Genomic DNA, 26,118 nt, shown 5'->3' with positions numbered 1-26,118 from the left:
TGACGCGATCAGGTTTACAGTGAGGAGGAAATTCACGCGAGTCAAGCGAGGCTGTTCTGATGACACTGGCTCAGGATGCAACCACTCAGATCCCGGCCTTTTGTGAGGGAATCCAGTACTTCGGGGATCCCTGGCCAGAGTTTGAGCAGTTGGGCCAGACCCCTGCGGTAGATGTCAGCACCGGCAAGCTGACGGATCCCAGCAGTCGAGCGGCAGCCTATCAAACCTTGCTCTATGCCGATGCGCTGCGGTACCTGGTCCTACAGATGACCGCCAGCAAAGCCTCAGGCCATCCGGGCGGGTTTGCCAGCCAAGCGGAAGCCTACGCGGCTTTGGTGTATTTGGGTCATAAGAATATCCCCACCGAAGTCGGTCACCATGCGCCGGGCTTCTATGCCGCCATGTTTTTGGATGGATCCCTGGCGGGGATGGGCATTCATACCGTCGCGGATTTGCGGGCCCGCTTCCGGGAGCGGGAGGGGTTGTTGGGGCACCTATCCGGTTATATTCCCGGTTTGCTGGCTCCGGCGGGGCCGTTGGGTCAGGGACAACATTTTGCAATGGCGGGGGCCCTGCTGTACCCGGATTGCCTCTTTCCAGTGACGATTGGCGATGGCGGATTGGGGGAGCCTTATGTGATGAGCTCCATGCTCCACTTCCACACCGCCTTTCCCCAGCGCACCAACTTTCTACCCGTGCTGGTTTGGAATGGCTATAGCCAAGAACACCACAGCATGGTTTCCACAGCCAGCAATGCCCAAATGACCGAGTACTGGCGGGGCAATGGCTTTGCGGAAGTAGTGTTGGTGGATGCCAAGGAGTTTGATGATGCCGAGCAGCCCGGCCCTTATGTGGATAGCACCCTGTTTTCATGGGAAGGGCGGATCCGCTTTGCCCAGAGGGTACTCACCGAAATGGAACGGGCAATCCAGTCGGCAATGGGGGGAACACTGACGGTGTTTATCCTCAAACAACTGAAGGGATCCGGTGTGCACGCCAAGGGCTCCAAATCCCACAATCTCTACGGCCACCATACCCTCGATAACCCGGACATCGTCGCGGCGTTACAGGCACGGGCCTTGGCTCCGGCGGCTTGGGCGTTGGTGCGGCAAAACTGTGAACGAGCAGCAGGAGGTCCTGCGGCCAAGGTGGTGGTGACCGAATCCATCCGCCCCCTACCGGAGCTGGGATCCCTCACCCTTACAGAGTTTCCCCTGGGGGATAAACAGGTTTCCACCACGGCTATGGGCGCAATGGTGGTACAAGTGGGGCAAAAGGATCCCGCTTTTTTGGTCTCCAACGCCGATGGGAACGAAGCGTCTGGCATTGCCAACATCAACCAGGGTCTGAAGGTGATTCACCCCACCGTGGATCCCCTCTACAACCAGCAGCCGCAGGGACAGGTCTATGAACCCCTGAGCGAAGATGCCTGTGCCGGGCTGACGGCGGGTCTAGCTCTTTTGGGCGGGCGGGCACTGTGGTGTTCCTATGAATCGTTTGCCATCAATGGCCTCCCGATTTGGCAAACCGTAACTCAGGCAATGGCGGAATTGCGACGACCCACCCCTTCTCTCATTGCCCTCTATACGGCTGGGGCGTTGGAGCAGGGGCGCAACGGCTGGACCCACCAACGGCCAGAAATTGAGGCTTACTTGGCGGCCATGATGCGCAACGGTAATGTCTTCCCCCTCTTTCCGCCGGATGCCAACTGTACGCAAGCCGCCTACGAGTGGGCCTTGGGCACCTGCAACAAAGGGATCCCGATCATTGCCAGCAAAACCCCTCTACCCATCCGCACCACCCTAAAACAAGCTCGCCAAGCGGTGGAACAGGGTTGCACCGTACTCCAGGAACTTCCCGGATCCCAAACGGTGGTCTTTGCGGTGGTGGGGGATATGATCCTGCTGCCCGTGTTTGAGGCGGCTGAGCAGCTGAACGCACAAGGGATCGGATCCCGAATCGTGTCGGTGGTTAACCCACGTCGTTTGTATCGCCCTGAGGATGTGGCTTGGGCCACCTGCGCCCAGCCGGATGGAACCTTTCTTGCCGAGGCAGCGTTTCGGGATCTGTTTGCCGGGGATGCCTTAATTGGGGTGACAGGGGGGGCCAGTTTGATGCTAGAGCCGCTGATGTTGCGCTATGCTGGCCGGCGGGATTTCTTGAGCTGGAAACGGGGGGAAACCACCGCCACACCGGCTGAGTTAATGGGCTTCAACGGTTTAACGGCGCAGGCTTTTGTGCAGCGGGCCCAGCAGTTGTTGGGAGGGGGATAGTCTGCTGGGGAGCTCGGCTTCAGCCCCCTCTAATCTCTTCTAGTCCTTCTACTGACATTCTCCCCGTGCCTAGTCGCGTCAGCGTTGCGTAGCAACAAGGCAGGGGATTCTTTCCCTGTCCGACTTGGCTATCGAGGCTTGCCACTACGTCTACCCTTGCAATCACCACCCAGCCAGCACTCGAACGTTTCGTGAACTCGCCTCACAACATCTTGCAAAGTATGGGACGGAATCTCTGCATACTCTGGAAACAGCTTTTTCGAGTTGACCAGATCCCGCTTCTGCGAGTAAAAGTCAGGGCGATCTTTCAGTTCTGGCAGATGGCAAACAAGCGGACAGGCAGCAACGTCACAACGATTCTGCTCCCACCAGTTGAACCGCTCTGCTAGTCGATAGTTGTATTGCCTAGTTGTATTGCCTGCGACACAGTTCAAGCTATCGGTCGATCGTGGCTTGCTGCTGTCGAGTTAATCGTAGTCGGTACTGATAGGCGGTTCGCATGGTACTGCTGTAATGCAAATACAGATAGGATTGCGATACATGAGAAGTCTTTCCGTTCGGATTTCGGATATAGAAAAACAGCATTTAGATAACATTTAGATAAGTATTGTCGTCTTACGGAGCGAACCCAAAGCGATGTTTTGAGGCAATACATTCGGAGCTTGTCTGTCGAGGGGGTATTGAAGCCCATGAACGACAGACCCGCAATTCTTCCCGACGCTATGCCTACGGCACGCGACGCGAACACCTAACGGGTAGAGCGCGGGGCTGCTTGCGGTTAAAGCTCATCCTGACACTCCCCTATGCGGGCAGGCTGCGCCAACGGGAGAGCACGGAGCTTCCCGCCGACTAGCTAACCTAACCGAGAAGTGGATAGAAATGACCCACCGGCCCCTGACCCGCTCCAATCGCCAGAGGATGACGCAGCGCTTCCGTCACATAGAGCTTGGCCTGTTGAACCGCCTCGAAAGGCTCCTTCCCCCAAGCCAGTTGCGCTGCGATTGCCGCCGAAAGCGTACAGCCGGTGCCATGGGTGTGACGGGTGGGGATCCGCTCCGTTTTCAATACTTCCAATCGCTGCCCATCAAACCATACATCCACCCCCTGCAGCTCCCCCGGCATGCCGCCCCCCTTCACCAGCACCGCCGGGGATCCCTGGTATCCAATCCGTTCCGCAGCCGCTTTCATATCCTCCAGGGAGTGCAGCTCCAAGCCGGACAAGATTTGCGCCTCGTAGCGGTTGGGCGTGAGCACCTGGGCTAAGGGGATTAAACGCTCTCGAATCGCCACAATCGCCTCTTCCGCCAGCAACTTCGCTCCTGTCCGCGACACCATCACCGGATCCACAACGAGGGGGTTGAGCCCCAATCGCTCCACTTGGTGAGCCACTTCCTGAACGATCTCCTGATTTAGCAGCATGCCGGTTTTGATCCCCTGCACGCCGATATCACCCACCACCGCCTCTATTTGAGCAGCCACCGCCTCTGGGGGTAAGGCATCGACCCGACTGACCCCAAGGGTATTTTGGGCGGTAACACAGGTGAGCGCCGCTGTCCCGTGAACCCGCTGAAAGGCAAAGGTGCGCAGATCCGCCTGAATGCCTGCCCCACCGCCACTATCGGATCCGGCAATGGTCAGAGCGACGGGAGGACGTAATTCCGTTACTACAGTTGCTTCACTCACGGAAAACTCAAGATTCACTGGGATTTTGGTGAATTGGATCCCCTGGTGTCGTCGCCACCACCTCCGCCCACACCTGCTCGCCATCGACCGCAGTTAGGCTCCAGCGCAACAACTCTGCAGGTTGCCCCAGGACTTGGCTCACCTGTTGACAGAGCTGGTCTTCCAGTTGCTCAGCACGGAGGGGTAAAGTCAAGGGCAACGACAGGTGGAGCAAATGCAGCTTCACAACAGAGAAAGAGACTCAGGAACCAAATTGTAGACGGTAAACCTCATCCTCTTGATCGGTTTCCACCACCAGATCGGAGGTAGCATAGGCTACACATAACAGCACAAAGCCCTGTTCCTTCAGCTCTGGCCCAATGCCCATGGCGTCCGGCTGAGTGACAGATCCCGACCGGAGTCGTGCCGCACAAGTGGTACAGACCCCTGCCTGACAAGAGGAAGGCAGCTCGACTCCCTGGTCAAAGGCCGCCTGCAAAACTGGCTGATCGGCAGGAGCGGTGAACCGGTAAGTCTGGCCGCGATGATGAACCGTCACCTGGTAAGCGGTGGCTGCCATCAAGACCGAGCTCCAGTACGAGTACGGGCCACCGTCAGGGACTCCGGCTGGCGCATTTTCTTCACCAGGACCTGGATCTTTTCGGATCCTTCCGCTTTTAAATCGGCAATGTAGTGACCTTTGAGCTGCTCGGCTTCTGCCTCAGTGGAGAAGGGGCCATAGTAGTAGGTGCAGTCTTCGGTGGTGATCTCAATCCAGACCGATAAGCCGCGGATCTTATCCAACAGGTTGGCCAAAGGGTTGCTCACGGGATCCATCCCCCATTAACAGGCGTTAATGATCGTTCGACATCTTTTGCAATCCTCTAGATTCTACTGCCTTTGTTGAGGAATGTATCAGATTCTGTGCGTTTCAGTTGTTGGGGAGAACGCTGTCGGTGGATTTCGTAGAGGGCAATCCCAGCTGCCACCGAAGCATTTAAGCTCTCGGTTCTGCCTGCCAAGGGAATGGAGAGCAGTTGGTCACAATGGCGCTGGGTGAGCAGGCTGATCCCTTCCCCTTCTGAGCCGATTACCAAGGCAATGGGGCGTTGAAAATCTGCACTATACACAGGGGCAGCCCCCTGGCTGGCGGTGCCATAAACCCAAAACCCTTGCTCTTTCAGATATTCCAAGGCTCGATTCAGGTTCACCACCCGCGCCACCGGCAACGTGGAGAGGGCGCCGGCAGCCACCTTCAGCACGGTTGAGGTTACCCCAGCCGCTCGTCGTTGCGGGATCACCATCCCCTGCATCCCGAAGGCTTCCACGCTGCGAGCAATGGCACCCAAATTGTGGGGATCCTGGATCCCGTCCAGCACCACCAAAACAGGGTTGGGGCCGGCCTGCTGGCTGTGTTCCACCAAGCTCTCCAGCTCCATGTACTGGTAGGGAGTGGCCTGGGCGGCAATCCCCTGATGGTTGGCTCCATCCGTGAGGAAATTCAACCGCTGTGGCGAAACTTCGTCAATGACGGTACCCCGCGCCTTGGCCTCTTCCAGGAGGGGCAGAAATTGGGGGCTGTAGCGCAACCGAGAAAGAATCCAAACCCGGTTAAGGGTGGATTGGGCCCGCAGAGCCGCCAGCAATGCCTGACGACCGTAGATGATCTCTTGATCGGGTTCTGGGTCTGCTACCGTCGCTTGGGGATCAGGACGCGAGGGAACCTCTGCCAGAACCTCTCGGGGTGAAGGAATCGGATCCCGACGGCGTTCGCGTGCAGGTTGCGTGCGAATCACCCGTTTGGGCCGTTCCCGTTCCGAATCACGGCGAATCGGTTTTAGCGGAGCCTCCTCCGCAGCAGCTCTGGGAACTGGAGGAGAGCTCTCTTGTCTATCTCGACCTTTGGGCCGCTGCACCCGACTGGCACCACCGGATTGCCCGCCGCGCCGCTGCGGTTTGCCAGCACGGGATAGCTGTAGAGAGGGTTTGCGCTGAGGGGGCTTGGGCATGAGATCGAAACGGATGCAGAGCAAAGAACCATCCTAGCCTTCTTGCTTCGCCACGGCCTCCGCCAAAACATCTGTAAGAGCCAAGACTTGCCTTAGCCGCTCCAGGTTGACCAAATAAAGGTAGCCGAGGATGGTTTCTAACCCACTGGCATTTTGATAATCCGCCAACGGTAAATGTCGGGGGGGACGACCGCAGCCATTGCGCCCCCAACGAACCACTTCCTGCTCTTCAGGGTTGAGATGAGGCAACAACATCAGCAACAATTTCGCCTGAGCAGACCCCCGCACCCTTCCTACCACCTGCTGGTGATAACGCTCCAATCGATCCGGAGGAAATAACTGCTGGCGACGCACATGCAGCTCGTAGATGGCATCTCCCAAATAGGCCAAGGCTGCCGGCGGCAAGCGGCGAATCTCAGCCAGAGAGAGCTTTTCTGAAGTGGGATCAGACAGCAAATCGTTCACGGCAGATTGGGAGAATTGTGTAGAGATATTCAGAATCGCTGTCGTCGGCTCATTTCAAGATTCAATCTATGCTAGGACAAGCGTCCTCTGTTCGACCAGCCTGATGCTCACCATCGAAAACAGCCCAAGGGTGATCCGGATCACTGGGCTAGGGGGGTGGCATGTTGTACGAAGGAACAAGGCACTACGACTGGAGGGGCCTACTTTATGAGCCTTGAAAAGCACGTTGAAACCACTGCCAAAACTCTGGAAGGTAAAATCCAGGAGGCTGTTGGTGAACTCACCGGAGACCAACGGGAAAAGCTGGAAGATAAGGCCAAACAAGCGGAAGCAGCCGCCCGCCAAGTCGTTGAAGATACCCGAGAATCCATCAAGGATGTGGTGGATGAGGTAATGGATTAGGGTTAGCCCAAGCCTGGCAACAACACATCGATGTTGAGCAATAACAAGTAGGCGACGATGGCCCCACCGATGCTGCCCACCAAAAAGCCAGCCGCCAACTCACTCCAAGACTGGGATCCCCCCACGGGGCCGATATTGCGATGGGAGGTAACGGTGCCGTAAAGGGAAAGGGCGGCAGTCATGATCAAGATCAAACCACAGGCCCCCAAAAAACCACTCAAAAGAGCAGTGGGTTCATTGCGCAACGGGCCTAGTTTGGCAAAAGGCCCCACCAACCAGTAGCCATGGGCCATGCCAATTTCCAACCCACGCCAAATCGGGCTGAGGCCAGGGCGGTTGATCGGTAACCAGTCAATCAACAGGCGGACGGCAGGTGCATGGTTGATCGGCGTCCAGAGATCGCCAATTTGCGGATCCCCCTCAGGAACGGTGATGTAGCCCTCGCTGGGCGGAGCAATATCGGCATTGGGTTCAACCATGTCAGCCATGTCAGCAACTCTGTGTCCAGCGCAAAGGGGGATCAAACCATCTCAACAACATCTCAACAATGAGCAGGGATCCCTATAGGCAATGGGGTTGGCCCACAGGGATCCCAAAGGAAGCGGATCAGAAGGTCAAGATATCGGGGAAGAAGCGATTGATCTCAATGAACAGCGCGAAGACGAAAGAGGAGAACAGGATGAACGCCACCGGGGCCGTGGTCAGAAACTTGGTGAAATCAGCCATACATGCCTCTCAAGGGTTGGATCAGAATGGGATGCACAAAAGAAAACTCAGCCAAAGCCCCTCAGCGGGGAGAGATGGGCACAGAAGCCTCAGGAGCTTGAATCTCGCCACTGGCAATTTCCTTGAAGGCAACCACTGGCCACGCCAAAGCCGTGAGGAAACATTGCAGGGCCAAGGCCACGTCGATGGAGCTTTCTTTCATCTCAGGGTTATCCCCATCCCGCACGGCAATCAGGTAGGAACGACCTGCCCAGCCCAGCCAACCGGCAATGTAAAGGAAGAGCAAGCCAGGGATGAGAAACTCGCCTGCATGATTCAAACGACCATCGGTAACCAAGTGCGGTAAACCTTCCTCACCACAGAGCAGGGTGCTGTAGCGCTCAAAACGCTTGCTGGTTTGGGCCAATTTTTGCTCGTAAAAGGCGGCCATTTCCGGGCTGGCACTGACAATCTTGTCTTCCAAGCTGCTCAGCCGCTCATCCATGCGGGCCTGAAAAGCGGGAACTTCGCTGCAAGGTTTCAGACCGATCAAGGGCTCTGCCTGCACAGATTGGGTGAGGCCAAGCGCGATGCAAAGGGCCAGAAGAAGGCTCAAAAAGGTTCGCATAGCAGGATGTGTCCTTGAGGTAGGGGGCTAAGATCTGAATGAAGTTGGATCCTAGTTCAGAGTCGATCCGTACTCGCCCGCTGAGCCGGTCCTCTTAAGAGCCGATGAGTCAGCCTTAAGAGCACCAACTCCCCAATGCCAAAACCTGTTTGGGAAGCGGAAACGGGCACTAAACGGTTAGTATCATACTCCCGAGTGCCTCACCTCAACGGATCGTGGGTTTCAGCTCACACAATTCTTAAGGAAAGCCCTTTTCTCTCTCCTGCTTCTGGTGGATCCCGACCCATGCCCCGCATCCTTGCGCTTGAGACCAGTTGTGACGAAACAGCGGTTGCTGTGGTCGAGGCCGATCCGACCCAGAAGGGCTTTGCCCCACGGGTGCTCAGCTCGGTTGTAGCCAGCCAAATCGAGATCCATGCCGCTTATGGGGGGGTGGTGCCAGAAGTGGCTTCCCGTCAGCATGTGGAGACCTTACCGTTTGTGCTTGAGGCAGCTCTGCAACAGGCAAACTTGAGTGTGGCCGAGGTGGATGCTGTCGCGGTGACCTGTGCCCCTGGTTTGGTGGGATCCCTGTTGGTGGGACTCATGGGGGCAAAAACCTTGGCTTGGCTACACGACAAACCCCTAATCGGGGTACACCATCTTGAGGGGCATCTTTTCAGTGGTTTTTTGGCGGAACCGGATTTGCAGCCCCCCTGTTTGTGTCTGTTGGTTTCTGGCGGGCACACCAGCTTGATCTGGATGAAGGACTACGGAGAGTATGAGACGCTGGGGCGCACCCGTGATGATGCCGCAGGGGAGGCGTTTGATAAGGTGGCCCGTCTCTTGGGATTGGGCTATCCGGGTGGGCCGCAGATCGACCGCTGGGCCCAACAGGGGGATCCACAGCGCTTTCCACTGCCCGAAGGTAAGGTGGATCATCCCTTCGACACCAGTTTCAGCGGCCTTAAAACCGCTGTGTTACGCCTTACCCAACACCTGCAAGCCAAAGGCGAGGCGCTTCCGGTTGCCGATATTGCCGCCAGCTTTCAAGCTCGCCTGACAGGAGTACTCACCGAAAAAGCGCTGGCCTGTGCAGAACACTTGGGCTTATCCACCCTACTGGTGACGGGAGGAGTGGCCGCCAATCGGGAGTTGAGATCCCGCCTCAAGGAAGCTGGAGTAGCCAAAGGGTTGCGGGTGGTGATTCCACCCTTGGCTTGGTGTACGGACAATGCGGCCATGATCGGTGCGGCTGGCTTAAGCCACTGGCTGCGGGGGGAAGTTTCCTCCTTGGACTTGGGGGTGGCCTCTCGCCTGCCCTTGGAAGGGATCCCTGCCCTCTATACTGGGCAATTCACAAGCACAACAGGCTCACCACCCCTTAGGGAGCCACCCCAACGGGATCCCTTATCACCCGGTTTTGTTGCTTCTGCACCTCCAAATAAATCAGCAGAGCATTGATATCGGCTGGGTTGACACCGCCAATCCGGGCTGCTTGGCCCAGCGTCAGAGGGCGAACCGCGGACAGCTTATCCCGCGATTCTTTGGAGAGGGTGGGGATGGCTTGGTAGTCCAGATCAGCGGGCAAGGGGCGATGGTATTGCTTGCTCACCTGCTCAATTTGGGTTTGTTGCCGCTGAATGTAACCGCTGTATTTGACAGCAATTTCGGCAGCTTCTTGCTCAAAGGGATCCAACCCTGGATCCCCCAGATCCCATTCCAGCAGATCCGGGTAATGCACTTGATTGCGGCGCAACAATTCCGCCAAGGTGGCGGATCCCTTGATGGCTTGTCCCGTCAGTTGGCAGAGGTGGATCCCAGCCGGATCCTGGGCTTTCACCCGTTGCTGCTCCAACCGTTGAATTTCTGAGGCGATGCGGGCCTGCTTGGCTTGGAACAGATCCCAGCGGCGGTCATCAATCAAGCCCCATTCCCGTCCCAGCGGGGTTAAGCGCTGGTCAGCATTATCGGAGCGCAGAATGAGGCGATATTCCGAGCGGCTGGTGAGCATGCGGTAGGGTTCCCGCAGCTCTTTGGTGCAGAGATCATCAATCAAGGTGCCGATATAGCTGGACTCCCGCGGTAGAGTCACCAAAGGCTTGCCCTGAGCCAGGCGAGCAGCGTTGATCCCGGCTAATAACCCCTGGGCCGCCGCTTCTTCATAGCCCGTGGTGCCGTTCAGTTGCCCCGCACAAAACAACCCCTGCACCCGTTTGGTCATTAGGGTTGGGTACAGCTGCGTGGCCGGTAGATAGTCATATTCCACCGCGTAGGCGGGGCGCAACATAACGCACTTTTCTAGGCCGGGCAAGGAGCGCAGCATCTGAATCTGGATTTTCTCCGGCATCCCGGTGGAGAAGCCCTGGATATACAACTCCGGCAGATCCCGACCTTCCGGCTCGATAAAGATCTGATGGCTCTCTTTGTCGGCAAACCGGACAATTTTGTCCTCAATGCTGGGGCAGTAGCGCGGCCCTTTGGCATCCACCCAGCCACCGTAGACGGGGGTTTCGTGGAGGTTTTCCCGAATGATGCGATGGGTTTCTGGGGTGGTGCGGGTCAGATGGCAATCCATTTGCTCCCGTGGGATCCACACCTGCGGATCGAAACTAAACCAACGCAGATCGGGATCCCCCGGTTGCCGCTCCATCACGGAAAAGTCCACACTGCGGCGATCCACTCGGGCGGGCGTGCCGGTTTTCAGGCGATCCGTTTCAAACCCCAGTTGGTTGAGGGTATCCGTCAGCCCTTCTACCGCAAACTCTCCCGCCCGTCCGGCGGCTTGCCAGTGACGACCAATCCAAATGCGCCCGCCCAGAAAGGTGCCGGTGGTGAGGATCACCGCTTGGCAGCCAAACACGGTGCCGAAATGGGTGACGACCCCGACAATGTCATCGTTGCGCCCCAGCACCAGATCCGTAACCGTACCCTCCCGAATCGTCAGGTTGGCTTGGGTCTCTACCACCGAGCGCATCACCCGTGCATATTCTCGTTTGTCGGTTTGCGCCCGTAGCGCCCACACGGCGGGCCCCCGCGAGCGGTTCAGAACTCGTTTTTGCAAATAAGTCCGGTCAGTGATCTTGCCCATCTCGCCACCGAGGGCATCGATCTCATGCACCAACTGGGATTTGGCCGGCCCCCCCACCGCCGGGTTACAGGGTTGCCAGGCAATCTTGTCCAGATTCAAGGTCAGCATCAGGGTATTACAACCCAGCCGAGCCGCCGCCAAGGCCGCCTCACAGCCGGAATGGCCGCCTCCCACTACCACCACATCGTAGTGATCGAGAAAATCAATGCTGTCTTGTCCAACCCTGAGCATAGATGTCAAGAACACCAAAAAACTGGAATGGAGCGGGATCCCAATTTATAGCCCCGCTTATTCAGTGTAGCCATCGACCCATAAAGCTAGGATCGGCCTATCACCGGCGTACACCGCGAGGCAGGGATGCTCGCTGATCGCCCCTTTACCCTCCTAGAAAGGCAGCCAATGTGGGCATCCAATGTGGGCATATTGAGCAAGGGAATTGCCCATCCCAAGTTGACTAGAGGGTAACTCTCCGTACCAGTCGCCTGGAAGCAGGCGTTCGCATCGAGTTCCAACCAAACGCCTGGGATCCAAGCTCCAGATGCCCCTAGGTTCTAGGTGCTCAAAATCTACTGCCACTGGAAAGTGACTGTGACGCGATCCCAGTTTGCATCCGTTTTTAATACACTGGCAAAGGCTCGTTCTCCAGCAGGCACGTCGCTGGGCTGAAAACCCACCACCCGGGTATCGACCACCTCTTCTCCCTGGTAAAAGCTAAAACGAGCCTGAGCATTCAACACGGTGCGGGTACTGCGGTTAATGGCCTCCACACTTAAGCGGCTACCGGCACCCACCCGTTCCTCCCGAATTGGCCCAACGATAACAAAATCGCCCGGATTGGCAGCCGCTGCTGCTGGGGTTGCGGTGGGTTCAGGCAAAGGTGGCTGTTGGGCTGTCTCGCTTGAACCGGGATCCGATTGTTGCAGAAGCTCCAAAACTCGAGCCAGCTCCTGCTGAAAGAAAACAAAGGCTTCCCGTGATTGATTGGCCACCTGTGCCAAGATCAGCCGATCCGACTCCTCTACCGGAATCTCCAAAAGAGGGGCAGCCCCACTCAGGGTGACTCGAATGCTGGATACCTCTTGGTTAATGAACTTATCCAGGTAGGGAAAGATGTTGAGAATGCATTCCTGAAAGGATCCCATTGGCATGGTGCGATTATTGGTCAGCACCAAGTCGGCCCGCTCACAACTGTCGCGATCCTCCAAGTCGATCTCCAACGGCACCTGAAAGGATCCCAGGCTGGTATTGGTAATGGTGATCGTAATGCCGTACACTTCCTGCCGCCAACCGTGAATAATCTCCAGGCTGGGACTGGTCACTTCCTCAGTGAAATACTCTCCTGCCCAGGTTGGGGCTGCCAACGCAGCCATGGCAGGCAATAGCACAGCAGTCAAGCGGACAAGTTTCCCGTTCACCTCAGCTCTACCTCACCTACAGCTAGGTTGCTTATCCGGTCGGTGCCACAGGGATCCCTGCTACCCCGGAATGGGAATAGCCTAACCTTAGATCTCATCCTGAACCAAGAGGAACAGATAAGCTTTGTATGAGCCAGAGAACTCTTGTGGGAGGCATCAGACATATACAAGCAAGAGTTGCTATCTCTCATCCTCGACAACCCTCTGCCCATACAGCTCTTGCGCGGGTTTCCCACAACAATGCTCGTGCAATATTTGTGTCTTTGAAAGAGTGCAGAAGAGTGCCCTGGGCAACATATCCTGTGCCTGGTGACAAGCGAAGGAACTGTATTGTGTGTATCCAAAATAGCTGTCTCAATTCATGGGTGAGATTGAATCTCAAGGATAGTCATGAGGATAGTCATGTGTAGATCGAAATCGAATAGGGCTTTGAAATCCTGAAGCTGGGAATTTGTTGTGCGTGACAGCAGCTTGACAGCCATTAGGCTGCATGGATACCATAACTGCATGTCAGCCAGCCTAATTCTGTTGGCTATATCAGTTACAGCCCTTTCGTTAGTCACTTGGCACGGGGGAATTCCCAGTGCTCTTTAACAAAATAGAATATGGAATAAGGACACAACTGTTGTTGTAGCAAACCCACGAAAGGGCTGTAAGGTGAGTTAGGGGCGACTAAGCCTGCCGACTCACTGGTCTAGTGCAGAAGCGGGGGAACCATTTCCAGGGGCTTACTCTGAGCACACACCAGAGAGAGCATCTCTTAGCTCTAGCCCGTCAGCTAACTCCGTCGGCATTAAGAGGTGGCTAAAGAATGATGGATCCGTCTGTGGACGGGATTTCGTTCGTTAGAGACCTACGGGGCTGAACATCAGTGACAGAGGTTTTTGGGCTTGTGGCCCGAGTCCTCTGCCTTCTCCTGTTCACTTCACTCCCCACGGGTGCCCTTATGCAGAATAGGCAGAATAGATTGAATGGTACGGCTGCGGGTCTTGGCTGGATTCAGCAGCTGCGGGACTGGCTTTTTCAGGCGCAGATACTTTGGCCCCTGGCCGGATTCGGGCTCCTGTTGGCCTTGTGGTGGGGGATAGCCCTCTGGCGCAGCGACCTAATGCCCACCCCACCCCAGGCGTTTGTGGCCAATTTGGATTACATTCTGCATCCCTTTTATCGTCGTGGCCCCGGAGATTTGGGGATAGGTTGGTTGCTTTTGGCCAGCCTAAGGCGAGTGCTGACAGGTTTTTTGTTGGGTGCTGTTGTGGCCATTCCGATGGGATTTTGGCTGGGAATGTCACGTTCAGCATGGCTGATGTTCAATCCGATCGTGCAGGTATTGAAGCCGGTTTCACCATTGGCTTGGTTGCCGATTGCTCTTTCTATCTTTAATCTGGCCGATCCTTCCGCCATCTTCGTGATTTTTATCACCTCTCTCTGGCCCACGATCATCAATACCGCCGTCGGCGTAGCCAGTGTGCCCCAGGATTACCTGGATGTGGCACAGGTATTGGAAATGCCTCGTTGGCGGCAAATCCTTAAGGTCATTTGGCCGGCAGCCTTGCCCTATACCTTTACAGGCTTGCGGATCAGCTTGGGGATTGCCTGGTTGGTGATCGTGGCGGTGGAAATGCTCACGGGCGGCATTGGTATTGGCTTTTTTGTCTGGGATGAGTGGAACCGTCTCAATCTCAGCGCTGTGTTTTTATCGGTGCTGGTGATTGGGGTGACGGGGTTGGTGTTGGACTATCTGTTGGGCCGGATCCAAGTGTGGGCAACCCATCGACCGGCAGCCCAGAGCTAATCGGAAGGGAGCCCGCAGTTCGGCCCAGCATCCTGGCCAGGACTGGGGGTAGAGCCTTTTATTCCGACATCAAGGTAGCGAGGTAGGAAGTTGCTCTGGTGATTGACTCTGATTTGGGTGATTGACTCTGATTTGATGTTCTGACTGGATCTATCGATACAATTGCGAGGCTTGTTCATGTTCTCAAGACCTCATTCCCGGCGCAGCTTGTTGCAAGGGTTGGGCGCTGCCGGAGCCGGGATCCTAGCAAGCAGGATCTATCCAACCGTACAAGCCACCGAAATTGAGCCGGTGGTGGATCCGAGTTCTTTGGAGAAGCCCAACTTAACGGTGGGCTATGTGCCGGTCAACGATTGTGCCCCGTTTGCGGTAGCGCATGAGAAGGGCTTCTTTCGGAAATATGGGCTGAATGTGCGCCTCAACCGTGAATCCAGTTGGGCCAACTCTCGGGATGGAGTGATCTTCGGGCGGTTGGATGCTTCGCCTGTGGTAGCTGGGGCTGTAACCAATGCCCGCTTGGGGGCGGAAGGAGCGCGGCGAGCACCCATGTGTGCGGCCATGACCATTCACCGCCACGGCAATGCCATGACCATGAACTCCGCCATGTGGGACTATGGCCTGCGTCCTTGGTTTGAATATGGCGGCAACTTGGAGTCTTTTGGGCGAGACTTTCGTGGCTACTTTCAAACTTTGCCCAGCCAGCGGCGACTATGGGCTACGGTGCTCAGTTCGGCCATTTACGAGTACTTCATCCGGTATTTGGCCGCTGCTGCCGGGATCAATCCAATTGCGGAGTTTCGTATCATCATCATTCCGCCCCCCCAGATGGTCACCAACATTCGTATTGGCGCTATGCAAGCCTACATGGTGGCGGAGCCGTGGAACACCCGAGCGATTACGGGCAATGAGGGGGTTGGCTTTACCTTCGCCCATGGCAAAGAAGTTTGGCGGGGACACCCAGACCGGGTTTTGGCCGTGATGGAGAACTTTATCGAGGAAAATCCTCGCACCTATCGCGCCCTGGTGATGGCGATGATCGAGGCCTGTCGCTACTGCGATCAGCACCGTCAAGAGGTGGCAGAGTTGATCTCGGCGCGGGCCTATACAGGTGCCCCAACTCGCTACACCTTGCCCGCCTTGGCGGGGAACTACAACTACGGCGGCTTTGATGGACAGGATCGCACCCGCATCCTCCCAGACAGCACCTTATTTTTCCAGCTTCCGGAGGATCTGCCCCATCCTGAGCAGGATCATTCCACCTTTTTATGGCAATCCCAGGGCATCTGGTTGGTCACTCAGGCGGCCCGTTGGGGTCAGATCCCAGAGATTCCGGCGGATGTGGAGGAGCGGATTCGGCGGGCTTGGCGTACCGATCTCTACCGAGACATTACCGCTGAAATGGGGATCCCCTGCCCAGCGGAGGATTTCAAGCTTGAGCCGGCAGAGGTATTTATCGACAACAAAGCCTTTGATGCCAGCGACCCGGTCGGCTACCTCAACAGTTTTGAGATTCGGGCCCACCGCCCCGTGGCCTTCCATGTCCGCCCTGCTTGAATCAAATTTGAGTGAGTTGATCGCGCTCTTTGCTCTTTAGAGAAACTGAACAGAAGGAGATGGTTTTGATGAATTATCCTGTACCGTTTTCCCAGACACTAGATGTCACTAATCCATCAGAGAAATTTTTAGAAATCCGGGGTTTGGTGAAAGCCTATCGCGATCCTCAGGGACACGATCTGGTGGTGCTCAATGACATTGATCTGACCGTGGGCGAAACAGAATATGTCTCGATTATTGGGCATTCTGGTTGCGGCAAATCCACTTTGCTCAAGCTAGTAGCAGGGTTAGAGCAACCGACCAAGGGATCCCTGACGTTGCAGGGCAAGCCTATTCGCAAACCTGGAGCCGAGCGCATGATGGTGTTTCAGCACTATTCTCTGTTACCGTGGTTAACGGTGCGAGAAAACATTCAACTGGCGGTAGATGAGGTATTCAAAACCCATTCTCTACAAGAACGGCGTCAGATTGTTGAAGCTCACATTCAACTGGTGCATTTAGAGGCAGCAGCCAATAAATATCCTGACCAAATTTCCGGTGGGATGAAGCAACGGGTCGGCATTGCCCGTGCCTTGGCGATTCGACCCAAGTTGTTGCTGATGGATGAACCCTTTGGTGCTTTGGATGCCTTGACCCGACGCCGTCTGCAGGAGGAGGTTTTGGCCATTTGGGAGGGACATCGGCAGGCGGTGATCATGATCACCCACGATGTGGACGAAGCTGTTTACATGTCAGACAAAATTATCCTGATGAGCAATGGGCCCAAAGCTCGAATTGGCGAAATTTTGACAGTGGATTTGCCGCGCCCTCGCCCCAGCCGTCATGACTTGCGAGAGTTGCAAAACTATCATGATTTACGGAACCATGCCCTCGATTTCTTGGAGAAGTCTTATGCTTCAGGGCCGATCCAGACATCAAAAAAATGACCAAAGAATCAGTTGTTTTTGCAGTCGTTTTTTCCAGATGTTTTTTCATCGAACTGAGGTTTTTCGCTCCAAAACGGCTTTGGCAACGATAGTCACCAGCGCCAACAGCGAGAGCAACACCGCTGCACTGTAGGCCGAGGAAGTGGCGTAGCTCTTGTAGGCATCCTCCACAAACAACGGCAGGGTTTGGGCGCGCCCGATGATATTGCCCGACACCACCGCCACCGCGCCAAATTCCCCCATGGCTCGGGCATTGGTCAAGATGACCCCGTAGAGCAAACCCCAGCGAATGTTGGGCAACGTCACCCGCCAAAAAATCTGCCAGGGATTGGCTCCTAAAGTTTTGGCCGCCTCCTCTTGGTCGGTGCCTGCTTCTTCCAGAACCGGCAGCACTTCCCGCACCACAAAGGGAAGGGTAATAAACGCTGTTGCTAGCACGATGCCTGGAAAGGCAAAAATGATGCGAATATTCCAGCTTTGCAGCCAATCTCCGAGCCATCCCTGTCGCCCAAAGATCAGCACAAACATCAAACCCGCCACCACCGGTGAAATGGAAAAAGGTAGATCGATCAGGCTTAACAAAAAAGTGCGCCCGCGAAACTTTTTGTGAGCAATAGCCAACGCCGCACAGATGCCGAAACAGGTATTCAGAGGCACCACAATCAACGCTGTCAGTACCGTCAGCCAGAGGGCACTGACAAAATCTGGCTGAATCAAGTTCTCAAAAAAAGGCCCGATGCCCCCCTTAAAAGCTTGATAGAACACATTCACCGCCGGGATCCCCAGCAACAGAGCAATATACACAAACACAATGCCAATCAACACCCACTGCACCCAGACCCCTTGCGAGGGTGTTGGCCGCTCGTTTTGAGAGGGTGGAAGGATCCCTGTTTGGCCATAAATCTCTGGTTTTTTCTCAGGCTTCATAGCGACGGCCCCAGGCTTGTAAAAGGTTAATGGCAATCAGTGAAACTAGCGAGATCAAGAGCAAAACCGTGCCGATCACCGTTGCGCCCGCATAGTCATATTGTTCCAATCGTTGAATCACCAAAACAGCCGCAATCAGATCTCGAAAAGGAATGCTGGAGGCGATGATCACAATCGACCCATATTCCCCCACCGCCCGTGAAAAGCCCAAGGCCACTCCCGTTAAAATAGCCGTCATCAACTGTGGCAAAAGTACCTTCCAAAAGGTCTGAAAGCGAGAGGCCCCCAAACTCCAAGCGGCTTCTTCCACTTCCTTTTCAATCTCCTGCAATACCGGCTGCACCGTCCGCACCACAAAAGGCAAGGAGATAAACAGCATCGCCACCCCCACCCCCAAGCGGGTAAAAGAGATGCGGATTCCCATCGGCGCCAGCAGGGATCCAATCCAGCCATTGGTGCTGTAGACCGTCGCCAGGGTCAGCCCCGCCACCGCCGTGGGTAACGCAAAGGGCAAATCAAGGATCCCCTCGATCACTGTTTTGAACGGGAACCGATAGCGCACCAATACCCACGCTGTCAGGGTGCCCAAAACGCCGTTGATTAAGGCCGCGATCAAGGCCGTGACAAAGGTAACCTCATAGGTGGACATCGCCACCCGATCCGTGGCAATTCGCCAAAACTCCGCCGGCCCCACCGTGCTAGCCCGCAGTACCAAAGCGGTTAGGGGCACCAGCAGCATGAAAAACAAATAGATGAACGTCACCCGCCACGGCCACGATAGATGGGCCAGAGCCTTGAGGGGATTGACGCTAGACTGAGATGTAGGGGCAGAGGAGATAGTCATGAGCATCGAAGAATTCTTAAATGATGTGAAATGACGTAAGATTCTAGTGCTTGTTTGTGGCTATGGGATCCTTTGTCTCCTCGCTGATGAAAACCTAAACAATGACATCATTATTCGGAGTGTTTTACGACAAAATTCAGCTATTTCTTTTCAGCGCACTCAAAAAGTTGGTCTTGATGGGTGTAGCGATCCTGAAATATTGCTGTGGGCTGCAGACCACAATGCTGTTGTAGTGCCCCAGGATATCAATACAATGATTGACAAAATGATTGACAATGATTGCCCATGGGCGAGAACCTATTGACCAGGGCCTAAGAATGTTTGGACTGATTTTGGTTCTTCAAACCCTCCTCGTTAGGATCCGTCATTCAAGACTTGGTTCTTTCGGTTAACTGTAGTTCAGCAGAAGAATGAGTAGATCAAATTCTTTTCCTGCCCTTTCCTAACTAGAAACTCCAAACGTCAGCCCAAGTCAAGATTTGGCTTGGGTCATACTTTGACAGGAAAAGCTTTCACCGCTTTGGGGCGTACATACACCCGTTGCCCCCGCTGGATGGGGGTTGCGGCATATTGCTCACGACTCAGGTGTACCCACAGGGATCCCCCATCATAGAGGAGCAATTCCGCCTGAATCTCGCGGCCCAAATGCAGCACCGCCTGCACCTGCGCCGAGACACCCCCACTACGGGGATCCGTCTCGATCAGCACATCATGAGGACGCAAGAACACCTGCTGGGATCCGTTGCAACGGTACTCCGGCAACTGGCAGGAGAGGGCCGACTCGGGATGCAACACATTCACCTGCCCGACAAAGCTCATCACAAAGGGGGTGGCCGGATGGTCGTAGATCTCCGCCGGGGATCCCACCTGCTCGATCTGCCCCTGGCTCATCACCACAATTTGATCCGCCACCTCCATCGCCTCCTCCTGGTCGTGGGTGACAAACACGGTGGTGACATGGACTTCATCGTGCAACCGCCGCAACCAAGCCCGCAGCTCTTTGCGCACTTTGGCATCTAGGGCTCCAAAGGGTTCATCCAGCAGCAACACCTGTGGCTCCACCGCCAAAGCCCGCGCCAGCGCCACCCGTTGCCGTTGCCCGCCCGAGAGTTGTGAGGGGTAGCGATCCCCAAAACCTGAAAGTTGCACCAACTCCAACAGCTCATCCACCCTGGCCCGAATCTCCGCCCGCGAGGCCTTGCGAATCTCCAGGCCAAAGGCGACATTTTGCCGCACCGTCATGTGCTTAAACAGCGCATAGTGCTGAAACACAAAACCAATGTTGCGCTCCTGTACGCTGGCATAGGTGGCATCCCGCCCGGTGAGTAAGATTCGCCCTGTATCGGGCATCTCCAGTCCAGCAATCAAACGCAGTAGCGTCGATTTGCCGGATCCTGATGGTCCCAGTAGAGCGACAAGGGATCCCGTTTCAATGGTGAGATCGGTGGGCCGCAGAGCTTGAAAATCTCCAAACCGCTTCGAGACCCCTTCAATCGTGATGCCCATGCTGCGTACCTTTGCTGATGCAACGGATCTTGCCGTAATTGGACTTGATCAGACGAGAAACAATCATACGGTATTCCGGTCAAGTAACCGCTGATTAGGATTGAATCTAACACGGTCAGACTTGGAATACAAGTGTTTTAGGATTTAGCTCTGGTTCACTAGCGAAGACGGGCTACGATGTGTATAAAACTCCAAAACATACACATTATGCGAACCAACATTGTAATTGATGATGACCTGATGAAAGCAGCTCTCCAGGCAACAGGGTTGAAAACTAAGCGAGAGGTGGTGGAACTGGGTTTGCGAACACTTGTCCAGCTTCAGCGGCAAGCAGATATCAGACAGTGGCGAGGGAGATTGCTCTGGGAAGGGGATCTGGAGGCAATGCGTACGGACATTCCCACGGACATTTCGGATTGTCCTGAAGACTGTTTTGGGCCACAGCCGTGATCCTAGTTGATTCCAGCGTTTGGATCGATTATTTCCGTGGTTCGGCCAGCCCTCAGGTGGACAAACTGGATCAGGTCTTGGGCCATCAGCTTGTGGTTGTGGGGGATCTGATCTTGGTGGAGGTGTTGCAAGGTTTTCGTCAGGAGCCCGACTTTGAGCAGGCCAAGCGCTTGATGACAGCCCTTCCAGTGTTACCGCTAGTGGGTGAAAAGATTAGCCTTTTGGCGGCTGAGAACTTTCGTCTACTCAGATCTCAGGGGATCACAGTTCGCAAAACCATCGATACCCTGATTGCCACCTTCGCTATCCACCATCGGATCCCATTGCTTTACAGCGACCGAGATTTTGAGCCGTTTGTCGCTCAGCTGGGCTTGATTTCAGCATTGTAATCAGCTCCAATTTGAAGTTCTAATCATCTAATCAGATGTTAAAGTTGGGCCTGAATGTTGTCGAAGATGGCACCATCATCAAAAAACCTCTCCTGAATGGCATCCCATCCCCCCAAATCCTCTACCGTAAAGAGGTTGTCCATAACCGGATATTGGTCGGCAAACTCAGCCGCCACTTCTGGGTTTACCGGGCGAAAACCGACCTTAGCGAACTCCCGCTGGGCCTCAGGGGTAAACAAAAACGCCACAAACGCCTCCGCCACCTCGCGAGTACCCTTGCGATCCACAATCTCGTCCACCACAGCAACGGGATTATCAATCGAGATGCTGGAGCTAGGGAGGATATAGGGTAGATTCTCGCCGCGCAGATTCGCCAGCAGCACCTCGTGCTCATAGGTGATCAGGGCATCCCCCTGTCCCTTCTGGAAAAAGACATCGGTGGCTTCGCGGGCATCCCGAGGCAATACACCGACATTTTGATAGACCTGGGTAGTGAACTCCAGTGCTTCATCATCCGTTGCCTCTTGGACGAGGGTTTTGTATCCCCAGAGGCTCAAAAAGTTCCAGCGTGCCCCACCCGATGTCTTTGGGTTGGCGGTCACCACATTGATGCCCTCTTTCGCCAGATCATCCCAATCTTGGATCCCTTTGGGGTTCCCCTCACGGGTGACAATCACCGTCACGGAGCGAGTCAGAATACCTCGGTTGGGGGTGCGCTCTTCCCAGCCCGGTTGGATCAAACCCGCGTCTTGGATCCGATGGATATCCAAAGCCAGCGCCAAAGCTGCAACATCAGCATCTAATCCATCGATAACGGCGCGAGATTGGGTCGCAGATCCGGCATAGCTGGTCTCAACGAACACCCGTTGTCCCGTTTCAGCTTCCCACTGTGCAGCAAATTTGGGAATGATGTTGTTGTAGGCGGCACGGGTGACAGCATAGCTGACCAAGGTGAGATTCACTCGATCTTGAGCCTGGCTCAGAGCCGTAAACAGATGGCTCAAGACCAAACCCGACACAACCACTCCAGCGGCTGCTAGAAATCCCCGTCGAGCAAACCCCACAACCGACATACACAAGTCCTAAAGCCCACTGCAATCTACAGTAAGTCTGTAGGAAAACCGCCCTTTAGTCAAATTGAAGATAGCGCAAGCGGCTTTGCAATGCAAGTGTTTTACAATCGACTTGGGTTTGGGGCGCTATCAGGCTAGAGGGATCCCTACCGTGCGGATCTCAATCTCGTGAGACAAAAAAGGGCCACAGATGGCCCCAATGCTCTACAGCAGCAACAAAAAAAGCAGAGAAGTCTATTCAGGGGGCGATTCTGAACTCAAACCTGACCCTGAGCTTGCAGCTCCAACAGTTCATCCGCCATATCCAAAAAAGCCTCCCGATCCAGGTAGGAGACATCTCCCACCCATTCCCCCAACTTGACCACATAGACTTCACTTAGGGTAGGACGACGCTGCAGATCGCGGGAATAGGCTTTCACCAACCCAATCACCGATTGCTTCTTCACAATCCGTCCATAACGGGGATCATCCTTGGCTCGCAGGCGATAGGTGAGGCCGGTCTCGTCCCCCATTTCCATCTCAAACTGCCGCTCCCGCACCTCTTCGATATACAGGTCGCCATTCTCGTCCAGTTTTTCCCGTTCTTCCACCACTACATTCACCCGGCGCGTGCGCAACACCTGTCCAAAGAACAGGCCCCCATAGGGGATCTCTCGAAACGCCAGTTGGCGGCGGGAAATCACGTAAAGTGGCCCCCACAAGAAGGGGTACAACAAGGAGAGGATCCCAGCCAAAAAACAAATGGCCCCCAGAAAGGATCCCTCGCCAAAGGCACGGGAAAGCACCAGCAGCGCCACCCCAACCAAAATGGCAGTGATGATTCGGCCCGTACTCTTCAGGGCATCACTCCAGTAGGCGGCATACTGCAGGCGGGTCGGCACCACCGGAATCACCGCTTCACACTCTTCTGGGGTTAGCTCCAACAACATGCTCTAGGATCCTCACAATGCCAAACAATGCCAAAATCAATCCGCAACCTGAAGGGGGATAGACCAGACCCTATCTTAAAATGAGGCTGGAGCGCTTTGCTGCCCGGTTCTTGTGCCAATAGGTTCCTATTGGTTTCTTTCAGGATGGCTCAATCGAGTCTCGAATCGCTAACATCAAGAGGTTGAGGCTCCCCCGCCCGTGCCATCTCCACAACCTTCTGACGCAATGCCAAATCGGGTAGAGGCTGATCTGCAAAAGCAAGTGGAGTTTTTGCAACAGCAGCTTGCCAGCGAACGAAGAGAACGGATGCAGCTGCTCACCCAGGTGGAAGAGTATTGGCAACAGATTCAAAAGCTGACCCAAGAAAAGCGGGATCTGGAAATTTTGTTGGAAACCACCACCGAACATGCCGATACTGTAGAGGCGGTTTTGTTTCAGAAAACGGAAGAATTGGTCTTGGCCAAATCAGATTTGGAGCTGATCTTACAAACCACCACTGAACATGGGGATACGGTAGAAGCAGATCTACGTGCCTCTGAAGCTCGCTTTCGCAGCATTTTCGAAAATGCGCCGGAAGGAATGTGTCAGATTTCCCCGCAAGGACGATACTTAAGTGCCAACCAAGCCTTGGCTCGTATTTTTGGCTATGGATCCCCAGCGGAGCTGCTGGCGGACTTGAAACAGGGTATGGAGCACTTTTATGTGGATCCCGAGCACTATCGAACTTTCTTACAAGAGCTACAAGCAGAGGGGAAAATTTCCCAATTTGAGGCTCAGGTACAGCGATTGGATGGTCGTTTGGCCTGGATTTCCCAAAGTGCGCAAGCTGTTCATAGTCGAGAAGGAGAATTATTGTATTACGAAGGCACCATCGAAGACATTACCGAGCGCAAGCACATGGATCAAATGAAAAAAGAATTTGTTTCGACAGTTAACCATGAGCTGCGGACTCCTCTAACTGCTATTCGAGGGGCTTTGGGCTTAATTATTGGTGGTGCGGCGGGAGAATTGCCTGCCCAGGTGAAATCCTTGGCGGAAATTGCCTATCGTAGTGTGGAACGGTTGGTAGCTTTGGTGAATGACATTCTCGATATTGAGAAGATCGAAGCGGGCCGGATGGAGTTCAATATGCAGCCCCAGCAGGTGTTAGAGCTGGTTCACCAAGCCATGGAAGACAATCGTACTTATGCCACACAATACGAGGTGGAGTTGAAGTTAGACCCTAGCTCAAAAGAACACTGGGTGATGGGGGATAGCCATCGCTTATTGCAGGTACTGACCAATTTGCTCTCGAATGCTTGTAAGTTTTCTCCACCGGGATCCGAGGTTTATATTCAGGTGGCCCGTCAGGCGGGGCATGTACGAGTAGCGATTCGGGATCAAGGCACAGGGATCCCTGAGGAATTCAAGGGTCGAATCTTCCAAAAATTTGCCCAAGCGGATAGCTCCACCACCCGGATGCGGGGCGGAACAGGCTTGGGGTTGAGCATCTGCAAAGCGATCATTGAACAACACGGAGGAGAAATTGGGTTTGACTCAGCCGTGGATGTGGGGACAACCTTCTACTTCCTACTGCCGGAATATCAACCGGATATCAGCACAGAAGATTAATTTGCAACGGCCAAATACCCATTATTCTTTCGGATCAATGACTCTTTCTGGATTAGCTTCGATGTCTGTAGACTCTCCTTGCCCCCTCACCCTTAAACAACAAGTGGCACAACTAGACGAGGGATCCCGTCGGGATAAGGCTTGGCTAGGAGATGCAGTGTTGAGTTTGTTTGCCCGCCAATGGCTGCTTGGCTTGCCACAAAAGGAGCCTCTCCCCTTCCCCTCCCCTCCAAATTGTGATTTAACTCGAACGGAGCTTTTTACTTGGATCACCTCCAATCAATTTCTTTCTGCATTTGGGGATCCGACTCGTGTTGAGGCAGAAATTGGCCTGCTTTACGAAAACGAGGGTTTACAAGCCGCGTTTGTTCATATTCAAGAGCACCTTTTACCCTTATTTTTGAAACAGGTGAACAACCGCAGTAAAGCTCTGCGCACCGGTCGCCGCTAGTGTTTTTGGGTTGATTTTGTTCCATGGCTTAATTTTGGCACTTAGAATACTATGCAGATTCGACCGGCAACACCTCTGGATGTACCCGCTATTTTTGAGCTGATTCAAGCCCTGGCTGAATATGAACAACTAAGCCACTTGGTGACCGGATCCGTAGCTGAGTTACAGCAGTATTTGTTTGGGCCTGAGGCAGTGGCGACTGTGTTACTGGCGGAAGTGGAAGAATGTCCTGGATCCCCTGTAGGATTTGCCCTTTATTTCCGCAATTTTTCTACGTTTCTCACCCGACCTGGAATCTATCTAGAAGACCTGTTTGTACTGCCCGAGTTTCGCGGTCGTGGCATTGGCAAAGCTCTGTTGGTTCGGCTGGCCCAAGAAGCCGTCGCCAAAGGATATGGGCGGTTGGAGTGGATGGTGTTGGATTGGAATGAACCAGCGATAGGATTTTACAAACGTTTGGGGGCCAAACAACACCCAGAATGGATCCTGAACCGGGTGACGGGGGCTGATTTGTTGGCTCTGGCCCAAAGCTTGGATCCGGAAATCAATCCCAACTAGTCAGGGATCCCTGCTAATCTTGGGCAAGTATTCCGTTAGGTGATCTGGCGGAGGATGAAAACCCCACTACCGTCGATGATGAAAGTGGGGATCCTTTGAAAGGAGCGGTAGATGCGGTTCAAAAGTAGTATTTTTATGCAATCCGTAGCGGTGGCAGCCATAAGCTACCTGCTGTTCCGCTTTTTGTATTGGTTTTTGTATTGGCTGTCGTCAGCCTTGAGCAGCCTTTCCCATTGGCTGAGATGGCGTTTGGTACCTTGGTCAGAAGAAGCAGCAATAACACTAGGGATCATCTATTTGATAGTGTCCCTCATTGTCAGTAGCCGGGATAACTAATCCAAATCAGGATGGCTCTCCTGGACTTATGGTGATCAAGGATTACTAAGGCCAGAAAGCTGCTAATAATCTGGCTCTGAAGTTAGTAATGTTGGTAAACCCATACCCTTGTCGCTTGATTACCTTGATCCGGTTGTTG

At 54.5% G+C, this 26,118-nt stretch carries 29 protein-coding genes, 1 pseudogene and 1 riboswitch; of the genes and pseudogenes, 12 read left to right on the top strand and 18 right to left on the bottom strand.

The features are described from left to right. Positions 1 to 59 precede the first annotated feature (59 nt). Positions 60 to 2,273, top strand: coding sequence for a phosphoketolase family protein (locus tag JX360_RS08830; protein ID WP_244350287.1), 2,214 nt, complete (start codon positions 60 to 62; stop codon positions 2,271 to 2,273). A 131-nt stretch (positions 2,274 to 2,404) separates the two neighbouring features. Here JX360_RS08830 and JX360_RS17915 read toward each other — a convergent pair. The 7 genes and pseudogenes from JX360_RS17915 to JX360_RS08800 form a co-directional block, all read right to left on the bottom strand. Next, positions 2,405 to 2,774 (bottom strand): annotated as a pseudogene (locus JX360_RS17915) (helix-turn-helix domain-containing protein); the annotation flags it as partial. 357 nt (positions 2,775 to 3,131) lie between these two features. Next, complete coding sequence (gene thiD, locus JX360_RS08825; RefSeq protein ID WP_244350286.1) at positions 3,132 to 3,956, bottom strand: bifunctional hydroxymethylpyrimidine kinase/phosphomethylpyrimidine kinase; 825 nt, start codon at positions 3,954 to 3,956, stop codon at positions 3,132 to 3,134. A gap of 7 nt (positions 3,957 to 3,963) precedes the next feature. After that, a complete protein-coding gene (locus JX360_RS08820; RefSeq protein WP_244350285.1) occupies positions 3,964 to 4,182 on the bottom strand; it encodes a hypothetical protein in 219 nt (72 codons plus the stop codon). A 15-nt stretch (positions 4,183 to 4,197) separates the two neighbouring features. After that, positions 4,198 to 4,515: a 2Fe-2S iron-sulfur cluster-binding protein gene (locus JX360_RS08815; RefSeq protein WP_244350284.1), complete on the bottom strand. Its 318-nt coding sequence runs from the start codon at positions 4,513 to 4,515 to the stop codon at positions 4,198 to 4,200. Further along, on the bottom strand, positions 4,515 to 4,772 hold the full coding sequence (locus JX360_RS08810) for a DUF1816 domain-containing protein (RefSeq protein ID WP_244350283.1): 258 nt from the start codon (positions 4,770 to 4,772) through the stop codon (positions 4,515 to 4,517). Before JX360_RS08810 ends, JX360_RS08815 begins: the two co-directional genes overlap by 1 nt. Positions 4,773 to 4,819: 47 nt before the next feature. Then, complete coding sequence (rlmB, locus tag JX360_RS08805; RefSeq protein ID WP_244350282.1) at positions 4,820 to 5,944, bottom strand: 23S rRNA (guanosine(2251)-2'-O)-methyltransferase RlmB; 1,125 nt, start codon at positions 5,942 to 5,944, stop codon at positions 4,820 to 4,822. Between the two features lie 33 nt (positions 5,945 to 5,977). Next, positions 5,978 to 6,409 (bottom strand): ribonuclease III domain-containing protein, encoded by a 432-nt coding sequence (locus tag JX360_RS08800; RefSeq protein ID WP_244350281.1) that lies wholly within the window; start codon positions 6,407 to 6,409, stop codon positions 5,978 to 5,980. A gap of 207 nt (positions 6,410 to 6,616) precedes the next feature. Here JX360_RS08800 and JX360_RS08795 point away from each other — a divergent pair, with 207 nt between their 5' ends. Continuing rightward, entirely contained in the window at positions 6,617 to 6,811 is a 195-nt protein-coding gene (locus tag JX360_RS08795; RefSeq protein WP_244350280.1) for a CsbD family protein, read from the top strand. A 2-nt stretch (positions 6,812 to 6,813) separates the two neighbouring features. Here the strand turns inward: JX360_RS08795 and JX360_RS08790 are convergent, their stop codons facing one another. From JX360_RS08790 to JX360_RS08780, 3 genes are all read right to left on the bottom strand, one after another. Next, positions 6,814 to 7,299, bottom strand: a complete 486-nt coding sequence (locus tag JX360_RS08790) for a photosystem I reaction center subunit XI (protein ID WP_279611368.1) — start codon at positions 7,297 to 7,299, stop codon at positions 6,814 to 6,816. A 118-nt stretch (positions 7,300 to 7,417) separates the two neighbouring features. Next, positions 7,418 to 7,537, bottom strand: a complete 120-nt coding sequence (locus JX360_RS08785) for a photosystem I reaction center subunit IX (protein WP_011434365.1) — start codon at positions 7,535 to 7,537, stop codon at positions 7,418 to 7,420. A 61-nt stretch (positions 7,538 to 7,598) separates the two neighbouring features. After that, positions 7,599 to 8,144, bottom strand: a complete 546-nt coding sequence (locus tag JX360_RS08780; RefSeq protein ID WP_244350279.1) for a Photosystem I reaction center subunit III — start codon at positions 8,142 to 8,144, stop codon at positions 7,599 to 7,601. Between the two features lie 285 nt (positions 8,145 to 8,429). On the opposite strand from JX360_RS08780, the gene tsaD reads away from it, so the two are divergent. Then, positions 8,430 to 9,587 (top strand): tRNA (adenosine(37)-N6)-threonylcarbamoyltransferase complex transferase subunit TsaD, encoded by a 1,158-nt coding sequence (gene tsaD, locus JX360_RS08775; RefSeq protein WP_244350278.1) that lies wholly within the window; start codon positions 8,430 to 8,432, stop codon positions 9,585 to 9,587. Here the strand turns inward: tsaD and mnmG are convergent. After that, complete coding sequence (gene mnmG / locus JX360_RS08770) at positions 9,508 to 11,445, bottom strand: tRNA uridine-5-carboxymethylaminomethyl(34) synthesis enzyme MnmG (protein ID WP_244350277.1); 1,938 nt, start codon at positions 11,443 to 11,445, stop codon at positions 9,508 to 9,510. The genes tsaD and mnmG overlap by 80 nt on opposite strands. Positions 11,446 to 11,780: 335 nt before the next feature. Further along, on the bottom strand, positions 11,781 to 12,599 hold the full coding sequence (locus tag JX360_RS08765; protein ID WP_244350310.1) for a hypothetical protein: 819 nt from the start codon (positions 12,597 to 12,599) through the stop codon (positions 11,781 to 11,783). Between the two features lie 699 nt (positions 12,600 to 13,298). Continuing rightward, a riboswitch (cyclic di-AMP (ydaO/yuaA leader) is annotated at positions 13,299 to 13,437 on the top strand. Between the two features lie 189 nt (positions 13,438 to 13,626). Between JX360_RS08765 and ntrB the strand changes: the two genes are divergently transcribed. The 3 genes from ntrB to JX360_RS08750 all read left to right on the top strand — a co-directional run bounded on the left by ntrB (position 13,627) and on the right by JX360_RS08750 (position 16,904). Then, positions 13,627 to 14,424: a nitrate ABC transporter permease gene (gene ntrB, locus JX360_RS08760; protein ID WP_425244378.1), complete on the top strand. Its 798-nt coding sequence runs from the start codon at positions 13,627 to 13,629 to the stop codon at positions 14,422 to 14,424. A gap of 177 nt (positions 14,425 to 14,601) precedes the next feature. Beyond that, entirely contained in the window at positions 14,602 to 15,978 is a 1,377-nt protein-coding gene (locus tag JX360_RS08755) for an ABC transporter substrate-binding protein (protein ID WP_244350275.1), read from the top strand. Between the two features lie 68 nt (positions 15,979 to 16,046). Further along, on the top strand, positions 16,047 to 16,904 hold the full coding sequence (locus tag JX360_RS08750; protein ID WP_279611366.1) for an ABC transporter ATP-binding protein: 858 nt from the start codon (positions 16,047 to 16,049) through the stop codon (positions 16,902 to 16,904). A 45-nt stretch (positions 16,905 to 16,949) separates the two neighbouring features. Here JX360_RS08750 and cysW read toward each other — a convergent pair whose 3' ends face one another. Continuing rightward, positions 16,950 to 17,831: a sulfate ABC transporter permease subunit CysW gene (gene cysW / locus JX360_RS08745; RefSeq protein WP_244350273.1), complete on the bottom strand. Its 882-nt coding sequence runs from the start codon at positions 17,829 to 17,831 to the stop codon at positions 16,950 to 16,952. After that, on the bottom strand, positions 17,821 to 18,675 hold the full coding sequence (gene cysT / locus JX360_RS08740) for a sulfate ABC transporter permease subunit CysT (RefSeq protein WP_244350272.1): 855 nt from the start codon (positions 18,673 to 18,675) through the stop codon (positions 17,821 to 17,823). The genes cysW and cysT overlap by 11 nt, the downstream gene beginning before the upstream one ends. 46 nt (positions 18,676 to 18,721) lie before the next feature. Here cysT and JX360_RS17910 point away from each other — a divergent pair, with 46 nt between their 5' ends. Then, positions 18,722 to 18,979 carry a DUF5615 family PIN-like protein gene (locus JX360_RS17910; protein ID WP_425244377.1) on the top strand — a complete coding sequence of 86 codons (258 nt, stop codon included), beginning with the start codon at positions 18,722 to 18,724 and terminating at the stop codon, positions 18,977 to 18,979. A 185-nt stretch (positions 18,980 to 19,164) separates the two neighbouring features. Here JX360_RS17910 and JX360_RS08735 read toward each other — a convergent pair whose 3' ends face one another. Beyond that, complete coding sequence (locus tag JX360_RS08735; RefSeq protein WP_244350271.1) at positions 19,165 to 20,181, bottom strand: sulfate/molybdate ABC transporter ATP-binding protein; 1,017 nt, start codon at positions 20,179 to 20,181, stop codon at positions 19,165 to 19,167. A gap of 207 nt (positions 20,182 to 20,388) precedes the next feature. On the opposite strand from JX360_RS08735, the gene JX360_RS08730 reads away from it, so the two are divergent. Both JX360_RS08730 and vapC read left to right on the top strand, forming a co-directional pair. Further along, positions 20,389 to 20,631 (top strand): type II toxin-antitoxin system VapB family antitoxin, encoded by a 243-nt coding sequence (locus JX360_RS08730; RefSeq protein WP_244350270.1) that lies wholly within the window; start codon positions 20,389 to 20,391, stop codon positions 20,629 to 20,631. Further along, the gene (vapC, locus tag JX360_RS08725) at positions 20,628 to 21,020 is read left to right on the top strand and encodes a type II toxin-antitoxin system VapC family toxin (protein ID WP_244350269.1); all 393 of its coding nucleotides are present in this window, start codon (positions 20,628 to 20,630) and stop codon (positions 21,018 to 21,020) included. Before JX360_RS08730 ends, vapC begins: the two co-directional genes overlap by 4 nt. 38 nt (positions 21,021 to 21,058) lie before the next feature. Here the strand turns inward: vapC and JX360_RS08720 are convergent, their stop codons facing one another. Both JX360_RS08720 and JX360_RS08715 read right to left on the bottom strand, forming a co-directional pair. Further along, complete coding sequence (locus tag JX360_RS08720) at positions 21,059 to 22,093, bottom strand: sulfate ABC transporter substrate-binding protein (RefSeq protein WP_244350268.1); 1,035 nt, start codon at positions 22,091 to 22,093, stop codon at positions 21,059 to 21,061. A 257-nt stretch (positions 22,094 to 22,350) separates the two neighbouring features. Continuing rightward, positions 22,351 to 23,022, bottom strand: coding sequence for a transporter permease (locus tag JX360_RS08715; protein ID WP_244350267.1), 672 nt, complete (start codon positions 23,020 to 23,022; stop codon positions 22,351 to 22,353). A 199-nt stretch (positions 23,023 to 23,221) separates the two neighbouring features. Here JX360_RS08715 and JX360_RS08710 point away from each other — a divergent pair, with 199 nt between their 5' ends. The 3 genes from JX360_RS08710 to JX360_RS08700 all read left to right on the top strand — a co-directional run bounded on the left by JX360_RS08710 (position 23,222) and on the right by JX360_RS08700 (position 25,643). Further along, complete coding sequence (locus JX360_RS08710; protein ID WP_244350266.1) at positions 23,222 to 24,634, top strand: ATP-binding protein; 1,413 nt, start codon at positions 23,222 to 23,224, stop codon at positions 24,632 to 24,634. A 61-nt stretch (positions 24,635 to 24,695) separates the two neighbouring features. Next, on the top strand, positions 24,696 to 25,085 hold the full coding sequence (locus JX360_RS08705; RefSeq protein ID WP_244350265.1) for a hypothetical protein: 390 nt from the start codon (positions 24,696 to 24,698) through the stop codon (positions 25,083 to 25,085). Positions 25,086 to 25,136: 51 nt separating this feature from the next. Beyond that, a complete protein-coding gene (locus JX360_RS08700) occupies positions 25,137 to 25,643 on the top strand; it encodes a GNAT family N-acetyltransferase (RefSeq protein WP_244350264.1) in 507 nt (168 codons plus the stop codon). 381 nt (positions 25,644 to 26,024) lie between these two features. On the opposite strand, the gene JX360_RS17905 is transcribed toward JX360_RS08700, so the two are convergent. Further along, entirely contained in the window at positions 26,025 to 26,108 is an 84-nt protein-coding gene (locus JX360_RS17905; protein WP_425244331.1) for a hypothetical protein, read from the bottom strand. Positions 26,109 to 26,118 lie beyond the last annotated feature (10 nt).

Source organism: Thermostichus vulcanus str. 'Rupite', assembly GCF_022848905.1.
Classification (GTDB): Bacteria; Cyanobacteriota; Cyanobacteriia; order Thermostichales; family Thermostichaceae; genus Thermostichus; species Thermostichus vulcanus_A.
Note: the sequence above shows the minus strand (reverse complement) of the source record. Positions and strands in the feature narration are given on the sequence as shown.